The organism is Paraperlucidibaca wandonensis (assembly GCF_042677145.1).
Lineage (GTDB): Bacteria > Pseudomonadota > Gammaproteobacteria > Pseudomonadales > Moraxellaceae > Perlucidibaca > Perlucidibaca wandonensis.
The window spans coordinates 2,317,747-2,335,471 of sequence record NZ_JBHTIT010000001.1; the positions used below are offsets into that span (position 1 = coordinate 2,317,747).

General features: G+C 53.2%; 11 protein-coding genes, 2 tRNA genes and 3 rRNA genes. 11 read left to right on the forward strand and 5 right to left on the reverse strand.

The features are described 5' to 3' along the window. Positions 1–26: 26 nt before the first annotated feature. On the forward strand, positions 27–2,327 hold the full coding sequence (mrcB, locus tag ACFQ0F_RS10970) for a penicillin-binding protein 1B (RefSeq protein WP_340675650.1): 2,301 nt from the start codon (positions 27–29) through the stop codon (positions 2,325–2,327). Here the strand turns inward: mrcB and ACFQ0F_RS10975 are convergent. Genes ACFQ0F_RS10975 through hemJ form a run of 4 tightly spaced genes read right to left on the reverse strand, consistent with a single transcriptional unit; the run spans position 2,316 to position 6,642 of the window. After that, positions 2,316–3,527 (reverse strand): DUF3108 domain-containing protein, encoded by a 1,212-nt coding sequence (locus ACFQ0F_RS10975; RefSeq protein WP_379072026.1) that lies wholly within the window; start codon positions 3,525–3,527, stop codon positions 2,316–2,318. The two genes, mrcB and ACFQ0F_RS10975, sit on opposite strands and share 12 nt — an antisense overlap. A gap of 3 nt (positions 3,528–3,530) precedes the next feature. Further along, on the reverse strand, positions 3,531–4,820 hold the full coding sequence (gene hemL / locus ACFQ0F_RS10980) for a glutamate-1-semialdehyde 2,1-aminomutase (RefSeq protein ID WP_340675648.1): 1,290 nt from the start codon (positions 4,818–4,820) through the stop codon (positions 3,531–3,533). Further along, complete coding sequence (gene thiE / locus ACFQ0F_RS10985; RefSeq protein WP_379072029.1) at positions 4,817–6,223, reverse strand: thiamine phosphate synthase; 1,407 nt, start codon at positions 6,221–6,223, stop codon at positions 4,817–4,819. The genes hemL and thiE overlap by 4 nt, the downstream gene beginning before the upstream one ends. Then, entirely contained in the window at positions 6,220–6,642 is a 423-nt protein-coding gene (hemJ, locus tag ACFQ0F_RS10990; RefSeq protein WP_379072032.1) for a protoporphyrinogen oxidase HemJ, read from the reverse strand. Before hemJ ends, thiE begins: the two co-directional genes overlap by 4 nt. 154 nt (positions 6,643–6,796) lie before the next feature. On the opposite strand from hemJ, the gene argC reads away from it, so the two are divergent. The 4 genes from argC to erpA are packed head-to-tail and all read left to right on the forward strand — an operon-like array spanning position 6,797 to position 9,352. After that, entirely contained in the window at positions 6,797–7,828 is a 1,032-nt protein-coding gene (argC, locus tag ACFQ0F_RS10995; RefSeq protein WP_340675646.1) for an N-acetyl-gamma-glutamyl-phosphate reductase, read from the forward strand. Positions 7,829–7,857: 29 nt separating this feature from the next. Beyond that, positions 7,858–8,514, forward strand: coding sequence for a DUF6776 family protein (locus ACFQ0F_RS11000; RefSeq protein ID WP_379072035.1), 657 nt, complete (start codon positions 7,858–7,860; stop codon positions 8,512–8,514). 10 nt (positions 8,515–8,524) lie between these two features. Beyond that, the gene (locus ACFQ0F_RS11005) at positions 8,525–8,965 is read left to right on the forward strand and encodes a bactofilin family protein (RefSeq protein ID WP_379072038.1); all 441 of its coding nucleotides are present in this window, start codon (positions 8,525–8,527) and stop codon (positions 8,963–8,965) included. Positions 8,966–9,010: 45 nt separating this feature from the next. Further along, positions 9,011–9,352 (forward strand): iron-sulfur cluster insertion protein ErpA, encoded by a 342-nt coding sequence (erpA, locus tag ACFQ0F_RS11010; RefSeq protein WP_340675643.1) that lies wholly within the window; start codon positions 9,011–9,013, stop codon positions 9,350–9,352. A 24-nt stretch (positions 9,353–9,376) separates the two neighbouring features. Here erpA and ACFQ0F_RS11015 read toward each other — a convergent pair whose 3' ends face one another. After that, entirely contained in the window at positions 9,377–10,483 is a 1,107-nt protein-coding gene (locus ACFQ0F_RS11015; RefSeq protein ID WP_379072042.1) for an anhydro-N-acetylmuramic acid kinase, read from the reverse strand. 122 nt (positions 10,484–10,605) lie between these two features. Here ACFQ0F_RS11015 and tyrS point away from each other — a divergent pair, with 122 nt between their 5' ends. The 6 genes from tyrS to rrf all read left to right on the forward strand — a co-directional run bounded on the left by tyrS (position 10,606) and on the right by rrf (position 17,669). Further along, positions 10,606–11,802: a tyrosine--tRNA ligase gene (tyrS, locus tag ACFQ0F_RS11020; RefSeq protein WP_379072045.1), complete on the forward strand. Its 1,197-nt coding sequence runs from the start codon at positions 10,606–10,608 to the stop codon at positions 11,800–11,802. A 501-nt stretch (positions 11,803–12,303) separates the two neighbouring features. After that, positions 12,304–13,840: ribosomal RNA gene (locus ACFQ0F_RS11025) — 16S ribosomal RNA — on the forward strand. Positions 13,841–13,912: 72 nt separating this feature from the next. After that, a tRNA-Ile gene (locus ACFQ0F_RS11030) sits at positions 13,913–13,989 on the forward strand. A gap of 28 nt (positions 13,990–14,017) precedes the next feature. Beyond that, a tRNA-Ala gene (locus ACFQ0F_RS11035) sits at positions 14,018–14,093 on the forward strand. 409 nt (positions 14,094–14,502) lie between these two features. Next, positions 14,503–17,407: ribosomal RNA gene (locus tag ACFQ0F_RS11040) — 23S ribosomal RNA — on the forward strand. A 147-nt stretch (positions 17,408–17,554) separates the two neighbouring features. Beyond that, positions 17,555–17,669: ribosomal RNA gene (gene rrf, locus ACFQ0F_RS11045) — 5S ribosomal RNA — on the forward strand. Together the 16S, 23S and 5S rRNA genes with 2 tRNA genes alongside form the textbook arrangement of a ribosomal RNA operon. Positions 17,670–17,725: the final 56 nt, after the last annotated feature.

Below are 17,725 nucleotides of genomic sequence, written 5' to 3' on the forward strand. Positions count from 1 at the left end.
CTATTCTCTTTTTGTGGATGTTCTGCGTGGCCAAAACTCCAGCTTCTAGCGGTCGTTTAAAAACAGCGGCTGTCTTAGTTTTTATGTTGATCGCCTTGATCGGTGTCGTCGGTGGCGGCGCCTATATCATGCATTTAGATAGCATTGTGCGTGAGAAGTTTGAAGGCAAGCGCTGGGCGATTCCGGCCCGCGTTTATGCGCGGCCATTGGTGCTTACTAAGGGTGAGCAGCTGTCACAGCAAAGCGTTGAGGATGAGCTGCGCCTGTTGAATTATAGGCGCCTCGCCGGTGCGCCTTCTTCTGGCACTTACGATGTTGATGGCAATACGCTGTTTATTCATAGCCGTGGCTTTGCCTTTGGCGACGGTCGCGAACCTAGTCAGTTATTACGTATTCGTTTTCAGCAAAATCGTTTGGTGGAGCTGGCCAGCACACGCGTTGGTCAGCGCGGCAGTGTGCGTCTGGAGCCTTTAGTGATTGGCGGTATTTATCCTAGCCAAAACGAAGATCGCATTCTGATTCAGTTAAAAGAAGCGCCGCCGCATCTAGTCGATTCATTATTGGCCACTGAAGATCAGCGCTTTTATCAGCATATTGGCATTTCGCTGCGCGGTATTATGCGCGCAGTCTGGGTCAACATTACTAGCGGTCAGGTACGCCAAGGTGGCAGTACGCTGACGCAGCAGCTTGTGAAAAACTTCTACCTAAGCGATGAGCGTTCACTCACACGTAAAGTCAATGAAGCCCTGATGGCGTTGCTGCTTGAGGCGCATTACAGCAAGTCTGAAATTTTAGAAACCTATCTCAATGAAGTGAATCTTGGTCAGCAAGGCACTCGCTCAATTAATGGTTTTGGCTTGGCTGCGGAGTTTTATTTTGGCCAGCCATTGTCGGAGTTGTCTTTGCCGCAAGTGGCGTTACTCGTTGGCATGGTAAAAGGCCCCTCGTATTACAATCCGCGCCGTAACCAAGAGCGTGCCCTGCAGCGCCGCAACATCGTGCTCGATAACTTATATCGTGAAGATAAGCTCAGTGCGCCCGATCGTGATGTCGCGATGAATAAGCCCTTGGGCGTAATTGCCAAACCATCGGCATCGAACAATTTATATCCTGACTTTCTCGATGTTGTGCGCCGACAGCTGCGCGAAAGCTATAAATCAGATGATCTCACCAGCCAAGGGCTGAGCATTTACACCACGCTAGATCCACGGGTGCAAAATGCTGCTGATGCCGCCCTGCGCGATACCGTCGCACGTCTTCGCAAGCAAGGCCGCAAGCTAGATAAGCTAGAAGGGGCTGTGCTAGCAGCTGATCTGCGCAGCGGCGAACTGCGTGCCTTAATTGGCGGTACGGGTGTTTTTACTGGCTATAACCGCGCCATCGATGCCTCGCGCCAAGTTGGCTCATTGCTGAAGCCAGCTATTTACCTCACAGCATTGAGCACGGGCCAATACACCTGGCAAACCCCGATTAGTGACGATCCCGTAGAAGTGGTGAGTGATTCCGGTAAGCGCTGGGAACCACAAAACTACGATAAGCAAAGCCATGGCTCGGTACCATTGCGAACGGCTTTGGCTAGCTCGTATAACCAAGCCGCTGTGCGCTTGGGCATGACCGTTGGCTTGCCTGCCTTCATCAATACATTGCGTCAGCTCGGTGTTGAGGGTGACCTGCAAAGCTACCCATCGTTACTACTAGGTGCTTTGAATCAATCGCCAATACAGGTTTTACATTTGTATCAGGTCTTGTTGACTGGTGTGCGCTCACCGATTCAGAGCATTCGTGAAGTCGTTGATTCTGACGGCCAGACTTTGCAACGCTTTGCCGGTGAGCGTCGACAAGTCGTTGATCCCGCCGATACCTATGTTCTGCATTATGGCCTTGAGCAGGTCGCGCGCGCTGGTACAGCAGCGTCGGCGTATCGGCGCTTGCCGAGCAGCACAGTAGTTGCCGGCAAGACAGGCACAACGAATGACTTGCGCGATAGCTGGTTTGCTGGCTCGGCTGGCGATCTGCTTGGTGTGGTTTGGCTAGGCCGTGACGACAATAGCTCCACTGGTCTATCGGGCGGCACAGGCGCATTGCCGGTATGGACCGATATGATGGCGCGTTTATCGCCAAGTTATCATGCGCCTGATATGCCTGCCGATGTGGCGTGGGAATGGCTAGATCCATCAACAGGTCGTCTAAGTAATGCTGAGTGTGGCGGTGTGCGCATCCCCGTGGCGGCTAAATCGCGGCCACAAGAAATGACGCCATGTGCCACTGGCGGCATCCCCGGCTTCATCGACTCCATGGTCGATGGCGTGATGAATCTATTCCGCTGAGTCGTCGCTAGCTGCGGGCGTCTTATTGCCTATTAAGGCGTCCTCTGCAGTGGGTTCGGGCACTGGTGGCGACTCGGTAGTGCTTGGTTCCGGCAGTGCATTAGTGTTGCCAATGATCTCAGGCAACATACTCTCCGGCAGCGCATCCTCGCTTGCCGAGGTGGGTTCAAACACTACATCTTTGCCAAACACAGCCTTGCCATCGAACATCAGAGTCATCACTGCCATTTCTAGGATATTGCCCTTGCTATCGGGGCCGCGAAACTTCACTGGGAAATTACGCAGGCCTGGCGCTAGCCAGATGTCGTAACCGCTTTGGCGCGTGCCATCGCTGCGAATGCGTGAACCAGTGAGATGAATGGTGCGCAGTACGCCGCCAGGCAGCTTAAGTTGATCTTCAGAAATGATATTAAGTGCAATTTCATACACGGAGCTACCCGTGGTGACCATGAGGCGTTTTTCAGCCTCGCCGCTATAGCTCACAGCCACGTGGTAGGGCAGGCTTGCCATGTCTTGAAAGTCGGGAGTTATTGGCGCCGTCTCTCGATGTCCAGCCTTGCCATGTATTACCACACCGGCGTCGCGATCAAAGTCTGCGTACTGCTTCAGGTCGTTATTCAGTAGGAGGCGGTAATGCTCGGGGTGTAAACCTTCTGGCGAAACCTGACCCTCACTGCTGAGCGTAGCGGTGAAGCCGAATTTGCTAGCATTGTTGATGATGGCGTAGCGAAAGCCTTCCATAAACCATTGCTGGGTGAGCTTGAGCTGGAAGCCGTAATAGCTCGCACGCTGCAGAGCGGTGACTTGCACTGGAAAGCTTGGTGCTGGCTCAATGATTTCAGGCGCCGGAGCATCAGCAACGATCTCATTGAGTAAGTCGTCACTGATGGTGGGCTCGGTAGCTTTGACGATAATTTCAGGCTTGGGAGTCGTCTTTGGCTTGGCCGCTACAGGCTTGGCTTGCTCAACGATTACCGGCGCATCTGGCTTGAGTAAATACACCACCGGCCATTCGCTTTCTGGCGTAGGTTTGGCGAAGGCAAGTTTGACGCGCTTGAGCTCTTCGGCAGGTTTTTTCGACAATACTTCATCGCTGCTTTCGTCCTGCCACGGCCATGACCATTCGATATCGTTGAATGTCAGCACATGCGCCAGCGCCGATAGCACAATAGCTATGCAGAGACGCTGGCGGCCTGTCATGACTTAGCGACGAGTCGCCATCAGCGCGCGTTCAGCTGCGGCGATGGTATTGCTAATGTCAGACTCGGTGTGCGCGATAGAGACAAAACCCGCCTCGAAAGCCGACGGTGCCAAATACACGCCCTCAGCCAACATGGCGTGGAAGAATGCCTTGAAATACTCGGTGTCGCCCTGCGTTGCCTCGGCAAATGACCACGCCGGCGTTTCGCTGAAAAAGAAGCCAAACATGCCGCCAATATGATGCGTGCTGATGGGTACGCCAGCCTTACGACCTGCAGCCTCGAGACCTTCGCAAAGCGCTTTCGTGCGCGCGCTTAGTTGCTCATGAAAGCCGGGCTGGCGTATGAGCGACAGTGTTTTTAAGCCAGCACGCATGGCAATTGGGTTGCCCGAGAGCGTGCCAGCTTGATAAACCGGGCCTAATGGCGCGATACATTCCATGATGTCGCGACGGCCACCGAAAGCGCCTACTGGCATGCCGCCACCAATGATTTTGCCCAGCGTGGTGATGTCGGGTTTAACGCCATAAAGCGCTTGCGCACCGCCGAGAGCAACGCGGAAACCAGTCATCACTTCATCAAAAATAAGCACGCTGCCGGATTGATCGCAGACTTCGCGCAGGCCTTGCAAGAAGCCAGGACGCGGCGGAATCAAATTCATATTGCCGGCGACAGGCTCAACGATGATGCAGGCAACCTTGTCGCCATGCTCGCGGAAATAATCACGCACGGCATCGAGGTCGTTGTAGGGCAGAGTAATGGTGTGTTGCGCAATGCTGGCGGGCACGCCGGCAGAGCTTGGCACGCCTAAAGTTAGTGCGCCTGAGCCGGCCTTCACCAGCAGCGAGTCGGAGTGGCCGTGATAGCAGCCTTCAAATTTCACCAAGACATCGCGGCCGGTAAAGCCGCGCGCTAGGCGAATGGCGCTCATGGTGGCCTCGGTGCCAGAGCTGACCATGCGCACTAAATCCATCGATGGCATGAGTTCACAGACGATGTCCGCCATTTCCACTTCAACTTCCGTTGGCGCGCCAAACGATAAACCTAGTGTTGCCGCTTCTTGAACTTCGCGAATCACATCGGGATGAGCATGACCCAAAATCGCTGGACCCCATGAGCAGATATAGTCGATATAGCAATTGTCATCGGCGTCAAAAAGGTAGGCACCTTGAGCGCGCGAGAAAAATATCGGGTTACCGCCGACGCCACGAAAAGCGCGCACGGGCGAATTCACGCCACCGGGAATATGTTTGCAGGCGGCGGCAAAAAGCGCTTCGGATCGATTACTGCTCATTGGGTGTAAATCTCTTGGGTCAGGCGCTGACTGCGCGTGAGGGTGTCATCGCTGCGCCAGAGCTCGCTAATAACTGCGATGGCATCGGCGCCAGCATTGCGGATAGGCGCGATAGTATCGACGCTAATGCCGCCAATCGCTACCAGCGGCAGGGAAAATTCTGCGCGTGCGGCGCGTAAAATATCGAGGCTGCAAAGTTGCGCCTGAGGCTTCGTGGGTGATGCGAACATGGCGCCAAACGCAAGATAGTCTGCGCCGGCGGCGACAGCATTTCGGGCAAGGCTTAAATCATTGTGGCAAGTAACGCCGATAATGGCGGCTCGCCCCAATACAGCACGCGCATGCGCCACTTGGCCATCACTTTGGCCAAGATGGACACCGTCGGCGGCGGTAGCTTGAGCTAGCGCAATGTCATCATTGACGATAAACATAGCGCCGAATTCGCGGCACAGCGCGGCTAACGCCGAGGCTTCCAGCAAGCGCTTAGCCTGATCTGAGCTTTTATCGCGATATTGCAGCACACGAACGCCGCCGATCAGCGCTAAACGCGCCTTCGTCAGCAGCTCATCGCCAAGGCTGGCATCGGTAATGGCATAGATGCCGTGAATGCGCATAGGCCTTTGCGTTAGAGCAGCCAAGCGGTTTGGAATGAATTGGCCAGTATCGCGAGGCCGGTCGGCGTGCAGCAGAGCTTGGCGCACAAAGCTTTCGGTCAATGGTGCGGCGTCGCGCACAGAAAGCCCGCGTGCCATCGCCGCACTTAATGTTGCCGCCAGTGTGCAGCCCGAGCCGTGAAACTCACCATCGAGCCGAGCTTGTGATGTCTCTAGTGTTAGCTCACCATCTATATAAAGTCGATTGACTAGCTGATTGCCGGGCTCGTGACCGCCAGTTACCCAAATAGCCGATGCGCCAGCTTGGCTTAATACACGGATCGCCTCGGCATCATCTTCGCAGGCAGCGAGGCGGCGTAGCTCCAATGTATTCGGCGTGATCACCGCTGTTTGTGGCAGCACGGCGACCAATGCGGCGCGTAAATCATCGTGCGCTAAGTTGCCGCCGGCGTTGGCTGAGAGCACAGGGTCGAGCACCACCGGAATGTGCGGATGCTTGGTCAGAAGCGCGAAAATAGCCTCAACCACAGCTCGCGAGCCCAGCATGCCAATTTTTGCCGACACCACATTCAGGTCAGCCAGCACCGCTTCAGCTTGAGCAATGAGTAGCTTGGTATCGACCAATGAGAAGTCATAAACGCTTTGGCTGTCCTGCACCGTGAGTGCAGTGCACACCACGGCCGCATGGCCACCAAGGCCAGCAATCGCTTCAATGTCTGCTTGCAGGCCGGCGCCGCCGGAAGGGTCTAGGCCAGAAAAGCATAAAGTCACTGGGCGCATGGAATTCATATGGGTTTCACCACCACCAAGATCACAATGACGACCAAGGCCAGCACCGGCAATTCATTGAAAATACGAAAATAGCGACTGCTGTGCTGGCTACGCCGCTCCGCCAAAGCAATGCGCAAGTGGTTGCAATAGAAGTGATAGGCCAAGAGCAGGAGCACCAACGCAAGCTTTGCGTGCAGCCAAGCTTGATGGCCATATGCCGGCCATACCAACACCAATAGCCAGAGGCCGAGCACGACGCTGGCAATCATCGAGGGCATCATAATGCCGTTGTATAGACGCCGCGCCATGATGACGAAACGATCATGGCTGATCTCATCCTGACTTTCGCTGTGATAGACAAATAGTCGCGGCAAATAAAATAGGCCAGCAAACCAGCACACCACAGCGATGATATGAAAGGCTTTAATCCACAGCATGAACGTCTCCTAGCAAGGCCCGCAGTCTGCCAATAATGGCGGCGCTAGGCTAGTTGGCAAGAAAAAACACTAGGAACGTTTGCCCTATGGCCGTGGTTTCCCGATAATCCTTGGCCTGTCTGAAGTTTTTCAAGCCAGCAAGCGAGGAGCAGTCGTGATAAAGGTCGGAATTGTAGGTGGCACGGGTTATACCGGTGTTGAATTACTGCGCTTATTAGCGCTGCATCCTGAAGTTGAGCTGACGGCGATTACGTCGCGTGGCGAGGCGGGTCAGGCTGTATCGGCGCTTTATCCGAACCTACGCGGCTATGTCGACATCGCTTTCTCGGAACCATCCACTGCTGTTTTGTCGACATGCGACGTAGTCTTTTTTGCCACGCCCAATGGCATTGCCATGAAGCAAGTGCCCGAGTTGCTGGCCGCCGGCGTGCGTGTCATTGACTTGGCCGCCGACTTTCGCATTAAAGATCCTGTGGAATGGGCGAAATGGTATGGCATGGAGCACAGCTGCCCACACCTGCTCACCGAGGCCGTCTACGGTCTGCCTGAAGTCAATCGCGAGGCCATTAAAGGTGCGCGCCTGGTTGCGAACCCTGGCTGCTACCCAACGTCAGTGCAACTTGGTTTTCTGCCTTTGATCAATGCTGGTGTCATTGCTACAGATGCGCTCGTGGCCGATGTGAAGTCGGGTGCTTCCGGCGCTGGCCGTAAAGCTGAGATTGGCACGCTGATGGCCGAGGCCGGCGAGAGCTTCAAGGCTTATGGCGTTGCTGGTCACCGCCACTTGCCCGAAATTAAGCAAGGCTTGGCGCTAGCACATGGTGCTCCGGTTGGCTTGACGTTTGTGCCACATTTATTACCAATGATTCGCGGGATTCACTCTACGCTTTATGCGCGCTTGATCAAGCCTGTGGACGACTTGCAGGCACTGTTTGAGGCGGCCTATGCAGATGAGCCTTTTGTCGATGTCATGCCAGCCGGCAGCCTGCCAGAAACTCGTAGCGTTCGTGGCGCCAATACTTGCCGTTTGGCGGTTTATCAGCCTCAAGGTGGCGACACCGTCGTCATACTTTCGGTCATCGACAACCTAGTTAAAGGTGCCGCCGGCCAAGCCGTACAAAACATGAACCTGATGTTTGGCTTTGATGAACGTATGGGCCTAGCGCACATTGGCTTGTTACCCTGATGGCTAAGCGAGATGCCATCAGGCGTTATATGCCAACAGTACGCGGGCCAGTCATTGCTTTTTTCACTAGTGCTTGGGGTATGCTCACTATTGCTATAGTTGCGGCGGCCGTTGGTTTTTTTGCCAGCCAGTTAGTGAATCAATCACTAGGCGCCGATCATGAGAGCAGTTTGCAGAAGCTGCGCGACAGTTACGAGAAGCGCTTGTCTAATGAGCGTGAGCGCGTCGCTGTAAAGGCCAAAGAGTACGATATTATCGATGCCGCTTCGCAACGCTTGCAGGAAGATAACCAAGAGTTGCTGGCTGGCATGTCAGCGCTGGAGAGTCGCGTCACGTTTTATAAGCGCATGACATCGCAGAAAGCTGCCAATGTGCCGCTGGCCATCGAGCTGTTTGAGTTGCTGCCGACCAAAGATCCGAAGGTCGTGCGCTACCGATTATTGATTGTGCGTAGCAACGCATCCGGCAATGCGACTGAAGGGCGTGTTAAGGTGAAAGTCAGTGGCGGCAGCCGTCAAATTGAGCTGCCTGTCGATCAGCCGCGATTTACATTGCGTTATTACCAGCAATTTAGTGGCGAATGGCGTCTACCCGATGGCTTCAGTCCGGAGCGTGTAGACGTACAAGTTCGCAGTGGCGCCAACAGTTTAGATCGGCGCTACAAATGGGAAATTAAGACTCGTTAAGGTGTGAGCTATGTTTAAGAAGAGTAAAAATGATCCAGCTGCCTATAAAGACCATAGCTTTATTAGCAGCCAATCAACCATCCAAGGAAATATTAGCTTTGTTGGCGGCCTTCATGTTGAAGGGCGTATAGAGGGCAATATCAACTCTAAAGAAGGTTGCTTAATGGTTCATGGCCATGTCGCAGGCGACATCGACGTGCCTAATGCCATTATTAGCGGTACGGTACATGGCAATATTACTTGCTCGGGCCATCTTGAATTGGCCAAAGGCGCCCGTGTTCATGGCGTAGTCACGTATCAGAATATGGAAATGCAATTGGGTGCAGAGGTGGTTGGTCGCCTTTGCGTGCTATCTGCTGAGCAGTCCTCGCCGAAAAATGCATCATCTAAGGCTGAGTCAAAAGCTGATGCAGAGCAGGCTCGCCCAGTGACAAATGTTCGCGCAGTATAATGCGCAGCCTGCAACAGGCTTTTTTGCACTATCTAGGTGAAAGTCATGAGTGAACAAACTGCCGCTTTAGCGCTTTCTGACAAAGCAGCGGACAAGGTACGTAAATTACGCGAGGGCGAAAATAACCCAGCGTTGCGACTTCGCGTCTATATCACGGGCGGTGGCTGCGCGGGCTTCTCTTACGGCTTCACTTTCGATGACGAAGTAAAAGACGGCGACTCCAGCTTTGCCAATGGTGATGTCGAGATGCTCGTCGATCCTATGAGTTATCAATATCTCGTGGGGTCTGAAGTTGACTATGTCGAGGGCTTGAATGGCTCGCAATTTGTCATCCACAATCCCAACGCGCAATCGACTTGCGGTTGCGGCTCGTCGTTTTCAATCTAGCGATAGCTCCAGCCTAGTGTCTGTCTAGGCTGGAAAGTATCCGCCCAGCACGCGAGCGCCTCGTGCGCCGGTTACTTCGGGCACATTGCCGCTTAAGCCTTGGGTAAAGCGCATCGCCAACCACGCAAAAGCCATCGCCTCAATAGCTTGCGCCGGATAGCCATAAGCCTCGCTGCGTTTGCACTGCCAGTGTGTAAGTTTTGCCGCAATGGCTTGGCAGAGCGCGGTGTTATTGGCGCCGCCACCACATAAAATGAGCTCGCCACTTGGCGCTTCCCGCAAAATCGCATCCGCAACTGTCGTCGCTGTTAGGGCGAGCAGTGTTGCTTGCACATCTTCGAGTTTGATGTCTGTGCCTACTAGTACCAACTGCTGCTCTAGCCAGCTCATGCCAAAGCTCTCGCGGCCGGTACTTTTCGGCGCCGGTGCCGAAAAGTAGGGCATCGCTAGTAGCGCATCAAGTAGCCCCTGATGGCAGGTGCCGCTAGCGGCCCAGCGCCCATCTTCGTCATAAGCCTTGCTGGTATGACGCTGACACCAGCCATCGAGCAGCATGCTGGCGGGCCCTGTGTCGTAGCCGCGCACGCCGCGACCTGGCTGCATGACACTTATATTAGCAATGCCGCCTAAATTAAGTGCCACCACGCAGCGCTCGCTTTGGGCAAAAATTGCTTGATGAAACGCGGGCACTAAAGGTGCGCCTTGGCCGCCTGCCGCCATATCGCGCTGACGAAATTGTGCCACCACAGATATGCCGCTTAGTTCTGCTAATAAGCAAGGGTCGCCAATTTGTAGCGTATATGGGTAGTCACTGTGGGGGCGGTGGCGCAGTGTTTGACCGTGGCTGCCAATGGCGCGCACATCGCTAGGACTTAACTGATGCTCTGCAAGCAGCTCATTAATCAGCGCGGCTGCTCGCTCTGACCACCATTGCCCAGCGCGCCCGCTGCGATCAATCTCATTTGCGCATCCTGCAGCTAATGCAAGCAACTCTTGGCGCTCATCAGCTAGCCAGATATGGCTTTTCTCTCCAATAAGCCGCGGCACACGCTCATTGCTGAAGTCCACTAGTGCGGCATCTAGAGCGTCGACACTGGTGCCAGACATTAGACCAATAAACAGCGCAGACATGGCGCCTCCAAAACAATAAACGGTGCAATGAACTCTAGCAGGCTTAGCGTGGCGTCGGCGCAGCAGAGTGCTAAACTCTGACCATTGGTTTTTATGACCGCCATGACAAAAAGCTTAAGCCTATGACACCCGAACAACAGCTCGCGCTCATCATGCGCGGCACTGAAGAGATCATCCCTGAAGCCGACTTGCTAGCAAAGCTCCGCGAAGGCCGGCCACTACGTATAAAGGCGGGCTTTGATCCTACTGCTCCAGATTTGCACTTGGGCCACACAGTACTGATCAATAAGCTCAAGGTATTTCAAGATCTTGGGCATGAAGTCATTTTCTTGATCGGCGATTTTACGGGCCGCATTGGCGACCCTACCGGCAAAAATATCACCCGCAAGCCATTAACCGAGGAGCAGGTCGCGCAAAACGCTAAGACCTATGCCGAGCAAGTGTTCAAAATTCTGGACCCTGCACGCACGCGCGTGGTGTTTAACTCGGAGTGGATGGCGAAGTTGTCGGCAAGTGACTTAATTGGCTTGGCAGCGCAGTACACCGTTACTCGCATGATGGAGCGCGATGACTTCACTAAGCGCTTTGCGGCGCAGCAGCCGATAGCTATTCATGAGTTCCTCTACCCACTATTGCAGGGCTATGACTCAATTGAACTAAAAGCTGATGTCGAGCTAGGCGGCACCGATCAAAAATTCAACCTACTCATGGGCCGTACGCTGCAAGGCCGTTATGACCAGGCTGCTCAAGTCTGTATCACGGTGCCTATTCTCGAGGGTCTCGATGGCGTGCAGAAGATGTCAAAGTCTTTAGGCAACTATGTTGGCGTCTCCGATGCGCCGGGTGAGATGTACCAAAAGCTGCTTTCTATCCCCGATACCGTGCTGTGGCGCTATTTTGAATTGCTAAGTTTCCGCAGCATTGAAGAGGTTGAGGCTTTGCGGGCAGAGGTAGCTGCGGGCAAAAATCCGCAAGAGGCGAAAAAGCTATTAGCTGAAGAGATTGTCACGCGTTTTCATTCGGCCGAAGCGGCAGCGGCAGCACCGCAAGCGGCAGGCAATGTGCTGCGCATGGGTGATATTCCTGCGGATGTACCGGATGTAGACGTAGTCATGGAGTCCGATGAGCCAATCTATTTGGTAGCGATTCTTAATCGTGCCGGCTTGGTTCGTAACTCGGCGGCTGCAAAAGATGTTGTTACGCGCAAGGCTGTATACATTGATGGCCAGCCAGCAATTGACGGCTTTTCAATGAAGCGTGGCGATAGTTGCGTGATTCAAGCCGGTAAAAAGGCGATAGCGCGCGTTACGCTGCGCTAATGGTGAATGCCGAGAGCATGAGCAAAGTCGCTAAATCGCTCATGGTTCGTACAAAATGGCATGGTTTTGCTGAGAAATTGAGCGGTTGAAACAAATATGTCAAAAAGCACTTTACACGCTCTCAGGCATCCCTATAATGCGCCCCACACCAGCGCTGCTTCGGTAGCGAAACAAGATTAGTTGTGTAAAAACAGTAACTTGGGTGTGGGGAGTGAGGTTGATTATAATTACTTCCCGTTGCTGCGATGCTGAAATGAAATACTTTCAAAATGCAGTTGACACGGTGGTGTAAATCACTAGAATACGCCTCCTTGCTTGGCACGCTGCAGACGATGCAGTGATGAGTTCTTTAACAGTTTGATCAGACAACTTGTGTGGGTTTTTGTGGTTGTTAGGACATCGATAGATGAACTTTCGACGACATTAACTTACTCGTGAATTCATTAGTAAGATCCAATGTTCGTTGAGTCAAGTTTGGTGCACTTTAGCACTATGAAATATAAACTGAAGAGTTTGATCATGGCTCAGATTGAACGCTGGCGGCAGGCTTAACACATGCAAGTCGAACGAAGTGTTGGTGCTTGCACTAACACTTAGTGGCGAACGGGTGAGTAATACTTGGGAATCTGCCTTGTAGCGGGGGATAACGTTTCGAAAGGAACGCTAATACCGCATACGTCCTACGGGAGAAAGGAGGGGATCTTCGGACCTTCCACTATAAGATGAGCCCAAGCGAGATTAGCTAGTTGGTAAGGTAAAGGCTTACCAAGGCGACGATCTCTAGCTGGTCTGAGAGGATGATCAGCCACACTGGGACTGAGACACGGCCCAGACTCCTACGGGAGGCAGCAGTGGGGAATATTGGACAATGGGCGAAAGCCTGATCCAGCCATGCCGCGTGTGTGAAGAAGGCCTTCGGGTTGTAAAGCACTTTAAGCGAGGAGGAATGGCTCTGGGTTAATACCCTTGAGCAGTGACGTTACTCGCAGAATAAGCACCGGCTAACTCTGTGCCAGCAGCCGCGGTAATACAGAGGGTGCAAGCGTTAATCGGAATTACTGGGCGTAAAGCGCGCGTAGGCGGTTACGTAAGTTGGAGGTGAAATCCCCGAGCTCAACTTGGGAATTGCCTTCAAAACTGCGTGGCTAGAGTGTGGGAGAGGAAGGTAGAATTCCAGGTGTAGCGGTGAAATGCGTAGATATCTGGAGGAATACCGATGGCGAAGGCAGCCTTCTGGCCTAACACTGACGCTGAGGTGCGAAAGCATGGGGAGCAAACAGGATTAGATACCCTGGTAGTCCATGCCGTAAACGATGTCTACTAGCCGTTGGGGGACTTGATCCTTTAGTGGCGCAGCTAACGCATTAAGTAGACCGCCTGGGGAGTACGGTCGCAAGACTAAAACTCAAATGAATTGACGGGGGCCCGCACAAGCGGTGGAGCATGTGGTTTAATTCGATGCAACGCGAAGAACCTTACCTGGCCTTGACATGTCTGGAATCCTGTAGAGATACGGGAGTGCCTTCGGGAATCAGAACACAGGTGCTGCATGGCTGTCGTCAGCTCGTGTCGTGAGATGTTGGGTTAAGTCCCGCAACGAGCGCAACCCTTGTCCTTAGTTGCCAGCACGTAATGGTGGGAACTCTAGGGAGACTGCCGGTGACAAACCGGAGGAAGGCGGGGACGACGTCAAGTCATCATGGCCCTTACGGCCAGGGCTACACACGTGCTACAATGGTCGGTACAAAGGGTTGCCAACTCGCGAGAGTGCGCTAATCTCAAAAAGCCGATCGTAGTCCGGATTGGAGTCTGCAACTCGACTCCATGAAGTCGGAATCGCTAGTAATCGCGGATCAGAATGCCGCGGTGAATACGTTCCCGGGCCTTGTACACACCGCCCGTCACACCATGGGAGTTTACTGCACCAGAAGTAGTTAGCCTAACCGCAAGGGGGGCGATTACCACGGTGTGGTCAATGACTGGGGTGAAGTCGTAACAAGGTAGCCGTAGGGGAACCTGCGGCTGGATCACCTCCTTAATCGATTTCGATGCCTACTTCCACAAGAACCCACATCAAGTTGTCTGATCAAATAAAAAACCCGAGCTTAGCGGGCCTGTAGCTCAGCTGGTTAGAGCACACGCTTGATAAGCGTGGGGTCACAAGTTCAAGTCTTGTCAGGCCCACCACTAAGTTGAGGGTCTGCAGCATGAATGCGGGGCCATAGCTCAGCTGGGAGAGCGCTAGCTTTGCAAGCTAGATGTCGTCGGTTCGATCCCGACTGGCTCCACCATATTTTGGTGGGAAAGCAGGCATGCAGCATCGGGTAGTAAATAGTTGATCGTATGATCGGCGCAAGTTGTCTGATTGAAGTGTTAGGTAGTGCGAAAGCACAGACCTGAATAGTTAGCTCGAGTGTGAGCGTAAAAATAACTATTGATGTCTGGATTTTCCAGGTTGACCGGGATGACCGGCAACAATGTTCTTTAACAAGTGAATTCGAGTCTAGATTGGTTGTGGTTCGACCGTCTACTGATGATGCGGATGCTTCGGTGTCTGTGTTGATTGGTGGATACGGTTGATAAAGCAATCAATCCAAACAAAAGAGAACTGAGTCAAGCGTTGTTGGTATTTTAGATACTGATCGACTCTAAATACTCTGTCCATGCGTAAGCGTGAGTGCAGACTGTTTGGGGTTATATGGTCAAGTGAATAAGTGCACACGGTGGATGCCTTGGCAGTCAGAGGCGATGAAAGACGTGGTAGCCTGCGAAAAGCTTCGGGGAGGCGGCAAACAGCCTATGATCCGGAGATGTCTGAATGGGGAAACCCACATGGGGTCAATGCCCATGTATCACATACTGAATACATAGGTATGTGAGGCGAACGGGGGGAAGTGAAACATCTCAGTACCCCTAGGAAAAGAAATCAACCGAGATTCCCTAAGTAGCGGCGAGCGAACAGGGAAGAGCCACCATTCTTTAGCATGCGTGTTAGTGGAACAGTCTGGAAAGTCTGGCCATAGTGGGTGATAGCCCCGTACACGAAAACACACATGTGGAACTAAGTTTGGAACAAGTAGGGCGGGGCACGAGAAACCTTGTCTGAATATGGGGGGACCATCCTCCAAGGCTAAATACTCCTGACTGACCGATAGTGAACTAGTACCGTGAGGGAAAGGCGAAAAGAACCCTGGTGAAGGGAGTGAAATAGATCCTGAAACCGTGTGCATACAAGCAGTGGGAGCCCCTTCGTGGGGTGACTGCGTACCTTTTGTATAATGGGTCAGCGAATTATTCTCAGTAGCGAGGTTAACCGAATAGGGGAGCCGTAGGGAAACCGAGTCTTAATAGGGCGTTTAGTTGCTGGGAGTAGACCCGAAACCAAGTGATCTATCCATGAGCAGGATGAAGGTTCGGTAACACGAACTGGAGGTCCGAACCCACCGTCGTTGAAAAGCCGGGGGATGACTTGTGGATAGGGGTGAAAGGCTAATCAAACTTGGTGATAGCTGGTTCTCCCCGAAAGCTATTTAGGTAGCGCCTCGGACGAATACCCTGGGGGGTAGAGCACTGTTTCGGCTAGCGGGTCATCTCGACTTAGCAACCCGATGCAAACTCCGAATACCCAGGAGTACTATCCGGGAGACAGACGGTGGGTGCTAACGTCCATCGTCAAGAGGGCAACAACCCAGACCGCCAGCTAAGGTCCCAAAATCTATGTTAAGTGGGAAACGATGTGGGAAGGCATAGACAGCTAGGAGGTTGGCTTAGAAGCAGCCACCCTTTAAAGAAAGCGTAATAGCTCACTAGTCGAGTCGGCCTGCGCGGAAGATGTAACGGGGCTCAAACATAGTACCGAAGCTGCGGATTTGCACATGTTGCAAGTGGTAGGGGAGCGTTCTGTAAGCCGTTGAAGGTAGGTTGAGAAGCCTGCTGGAGGTATCAGAAGTGCGAATGCTGACGTGAGTAACGATAATGGGGGTGAAAAACCCCCACGCCGAAAGACCAAGGGTTCCTGCGCAACGTTAATCGGCGCAGGGTGAGTCGGCCCCTAAGGCGAGGCTGAGAAGCGTAGTCGATGGGAAATCGGTTAATATTCCGATACTGCTCATTATTGCGATGGGGGGACGGAGAAGGCTAGGTATACCGGGCGTTGGTAGTCCCGGGGAAAGGTAGTAGGCAGATCCCTTAGGCAAATCCGGGGGGTCATTCATGCTGAGAACTGAGACTAGGTCCCATGTGGACTGAAGTTACCGATGCCATGCTTCCAAGAAAAGCCTCTAAGCTTCAGATAGTGAGTAACCGTACCCGAAACCGACACAGGTGGTCAGGTCGAGAAGACCAAGGCGCTTGAGAGAACTCTGGTGAAGGAACTAGGCAAAATGGCACCGTAACTTCGGGAGAAGGTGCGCTGCTGCGCGTGAAGGATTTACTCCGTAAGCGCACGGCAGCCTCAGAAACCAGGCCGCTGCGACTGTTTATTAAAAACACAGCACTCTGCAAACACGAAAGTGGACGTATAGGGTGTGACGCCTGCCCGGTGCCGGAAGGTTAATTGATGGGGTTAGCGTAAGCGAAGCTCTTGATCGAAGCCCCGGTAAACGGCGGCCGTAACTATAACGGTCCTAAGGTAGCGAAATTCCTTGTCGGGTAAGTTCCGACCTGCACGAATGGCGTAACGATGGCGGCGCTGTCTCCACCAGAGACTCAGTGAAATCGAAATAGCGGTGAAGATGCCGTTTACCCGCGGCTAGACGGAAAGACCCCGTGAACCTTTACTGCAGCTTGACAGTGAACTTTGATTTTACTTGTGTAGGATAGCTGGGAGGCTATGAAGTGCGAACGCTAGTTTGCATGGAGCCGACCTTGAAATACCAGCCTGGTAACGTTGAGGTTCTAACCTAGGCCCATTATCTGGGTCGGGGACATTGTCTGGTGGGTAGTTTGACTGGGGCGGTCTCCTCCTAAAGAGTAACGGAGGAGCACGAAGGTGCGCTAATCACGGTCGGAAATCGTGAGGTTAGTGTAATGGCACAAGCGCGCTTAACTGCGAGGCCGACAAGCCGAGCAGGTACGAAAGTAGGTCATAGTGATCCGGTGGTTCTGTATGGAAGGGCCATCGCTCAACGGATAAAAGGTACTCTGGGGATAACAGGCTGATACCGCCCAAGAGTTCATATCGACGGCGGTGTTTGGCACCTCGATGTCGGCTCATCTCATCCTGGGGCTGAAGCAGGTCCCAAGGGTATGGCTGTTCGCCATTTAAAGAGGTACGCGAGCTGGGTTTAGAACGTCGTGAGACAGTTCGGTCCCTATCTACCGTGGGCGTTTGAGATTTGAGAGGAGCTGCTTCTAGTACGAGAGGACCGAAGTGGACGAACCTCTGGTGCGCCGGTTGTCACGCCAGTGGCATAGCCGGGTAGCTACGTTCGGAAGGGATAACCGCTGAAAGCATCTAAGCGGGAAGCCCACCTTAAGATGAGATCTCACTGGGACTTTAAGTCCCCTAAAGAGCCGTTCAAGACCAGGACGTTGATAGGCACGGTGTGGAAGTGCAGCGATGCATGAAGCTAACGTGTACTAATTGCTCGTGAGGCTTGACCATATAACACCCAAGCAGTTTGAAGCTGTATGGGTTGGTCAGTACTAAGATATGAATAGCGCTTGACGCGTTCTCTTGTTTGACGACTCGAATCACGAAATTTGGACGATCGCCGTTAGAAATAATGAGCTGATCCGGTCCGCCGAATTGCCTGGCGACCATAGCGAGTGTGAACCACCTGATCCCATCTCGAACTCAGTAGTGAAACCGCTCCGCGCCGATGATAGTGTGGCATTAGCCATGTGAAAGTAGGTCATTGCCAGGCACCTAATGCAACAGCCCTCGTCAGAAATGACGGGGGCTTTTTGCTGCCTGAAATTT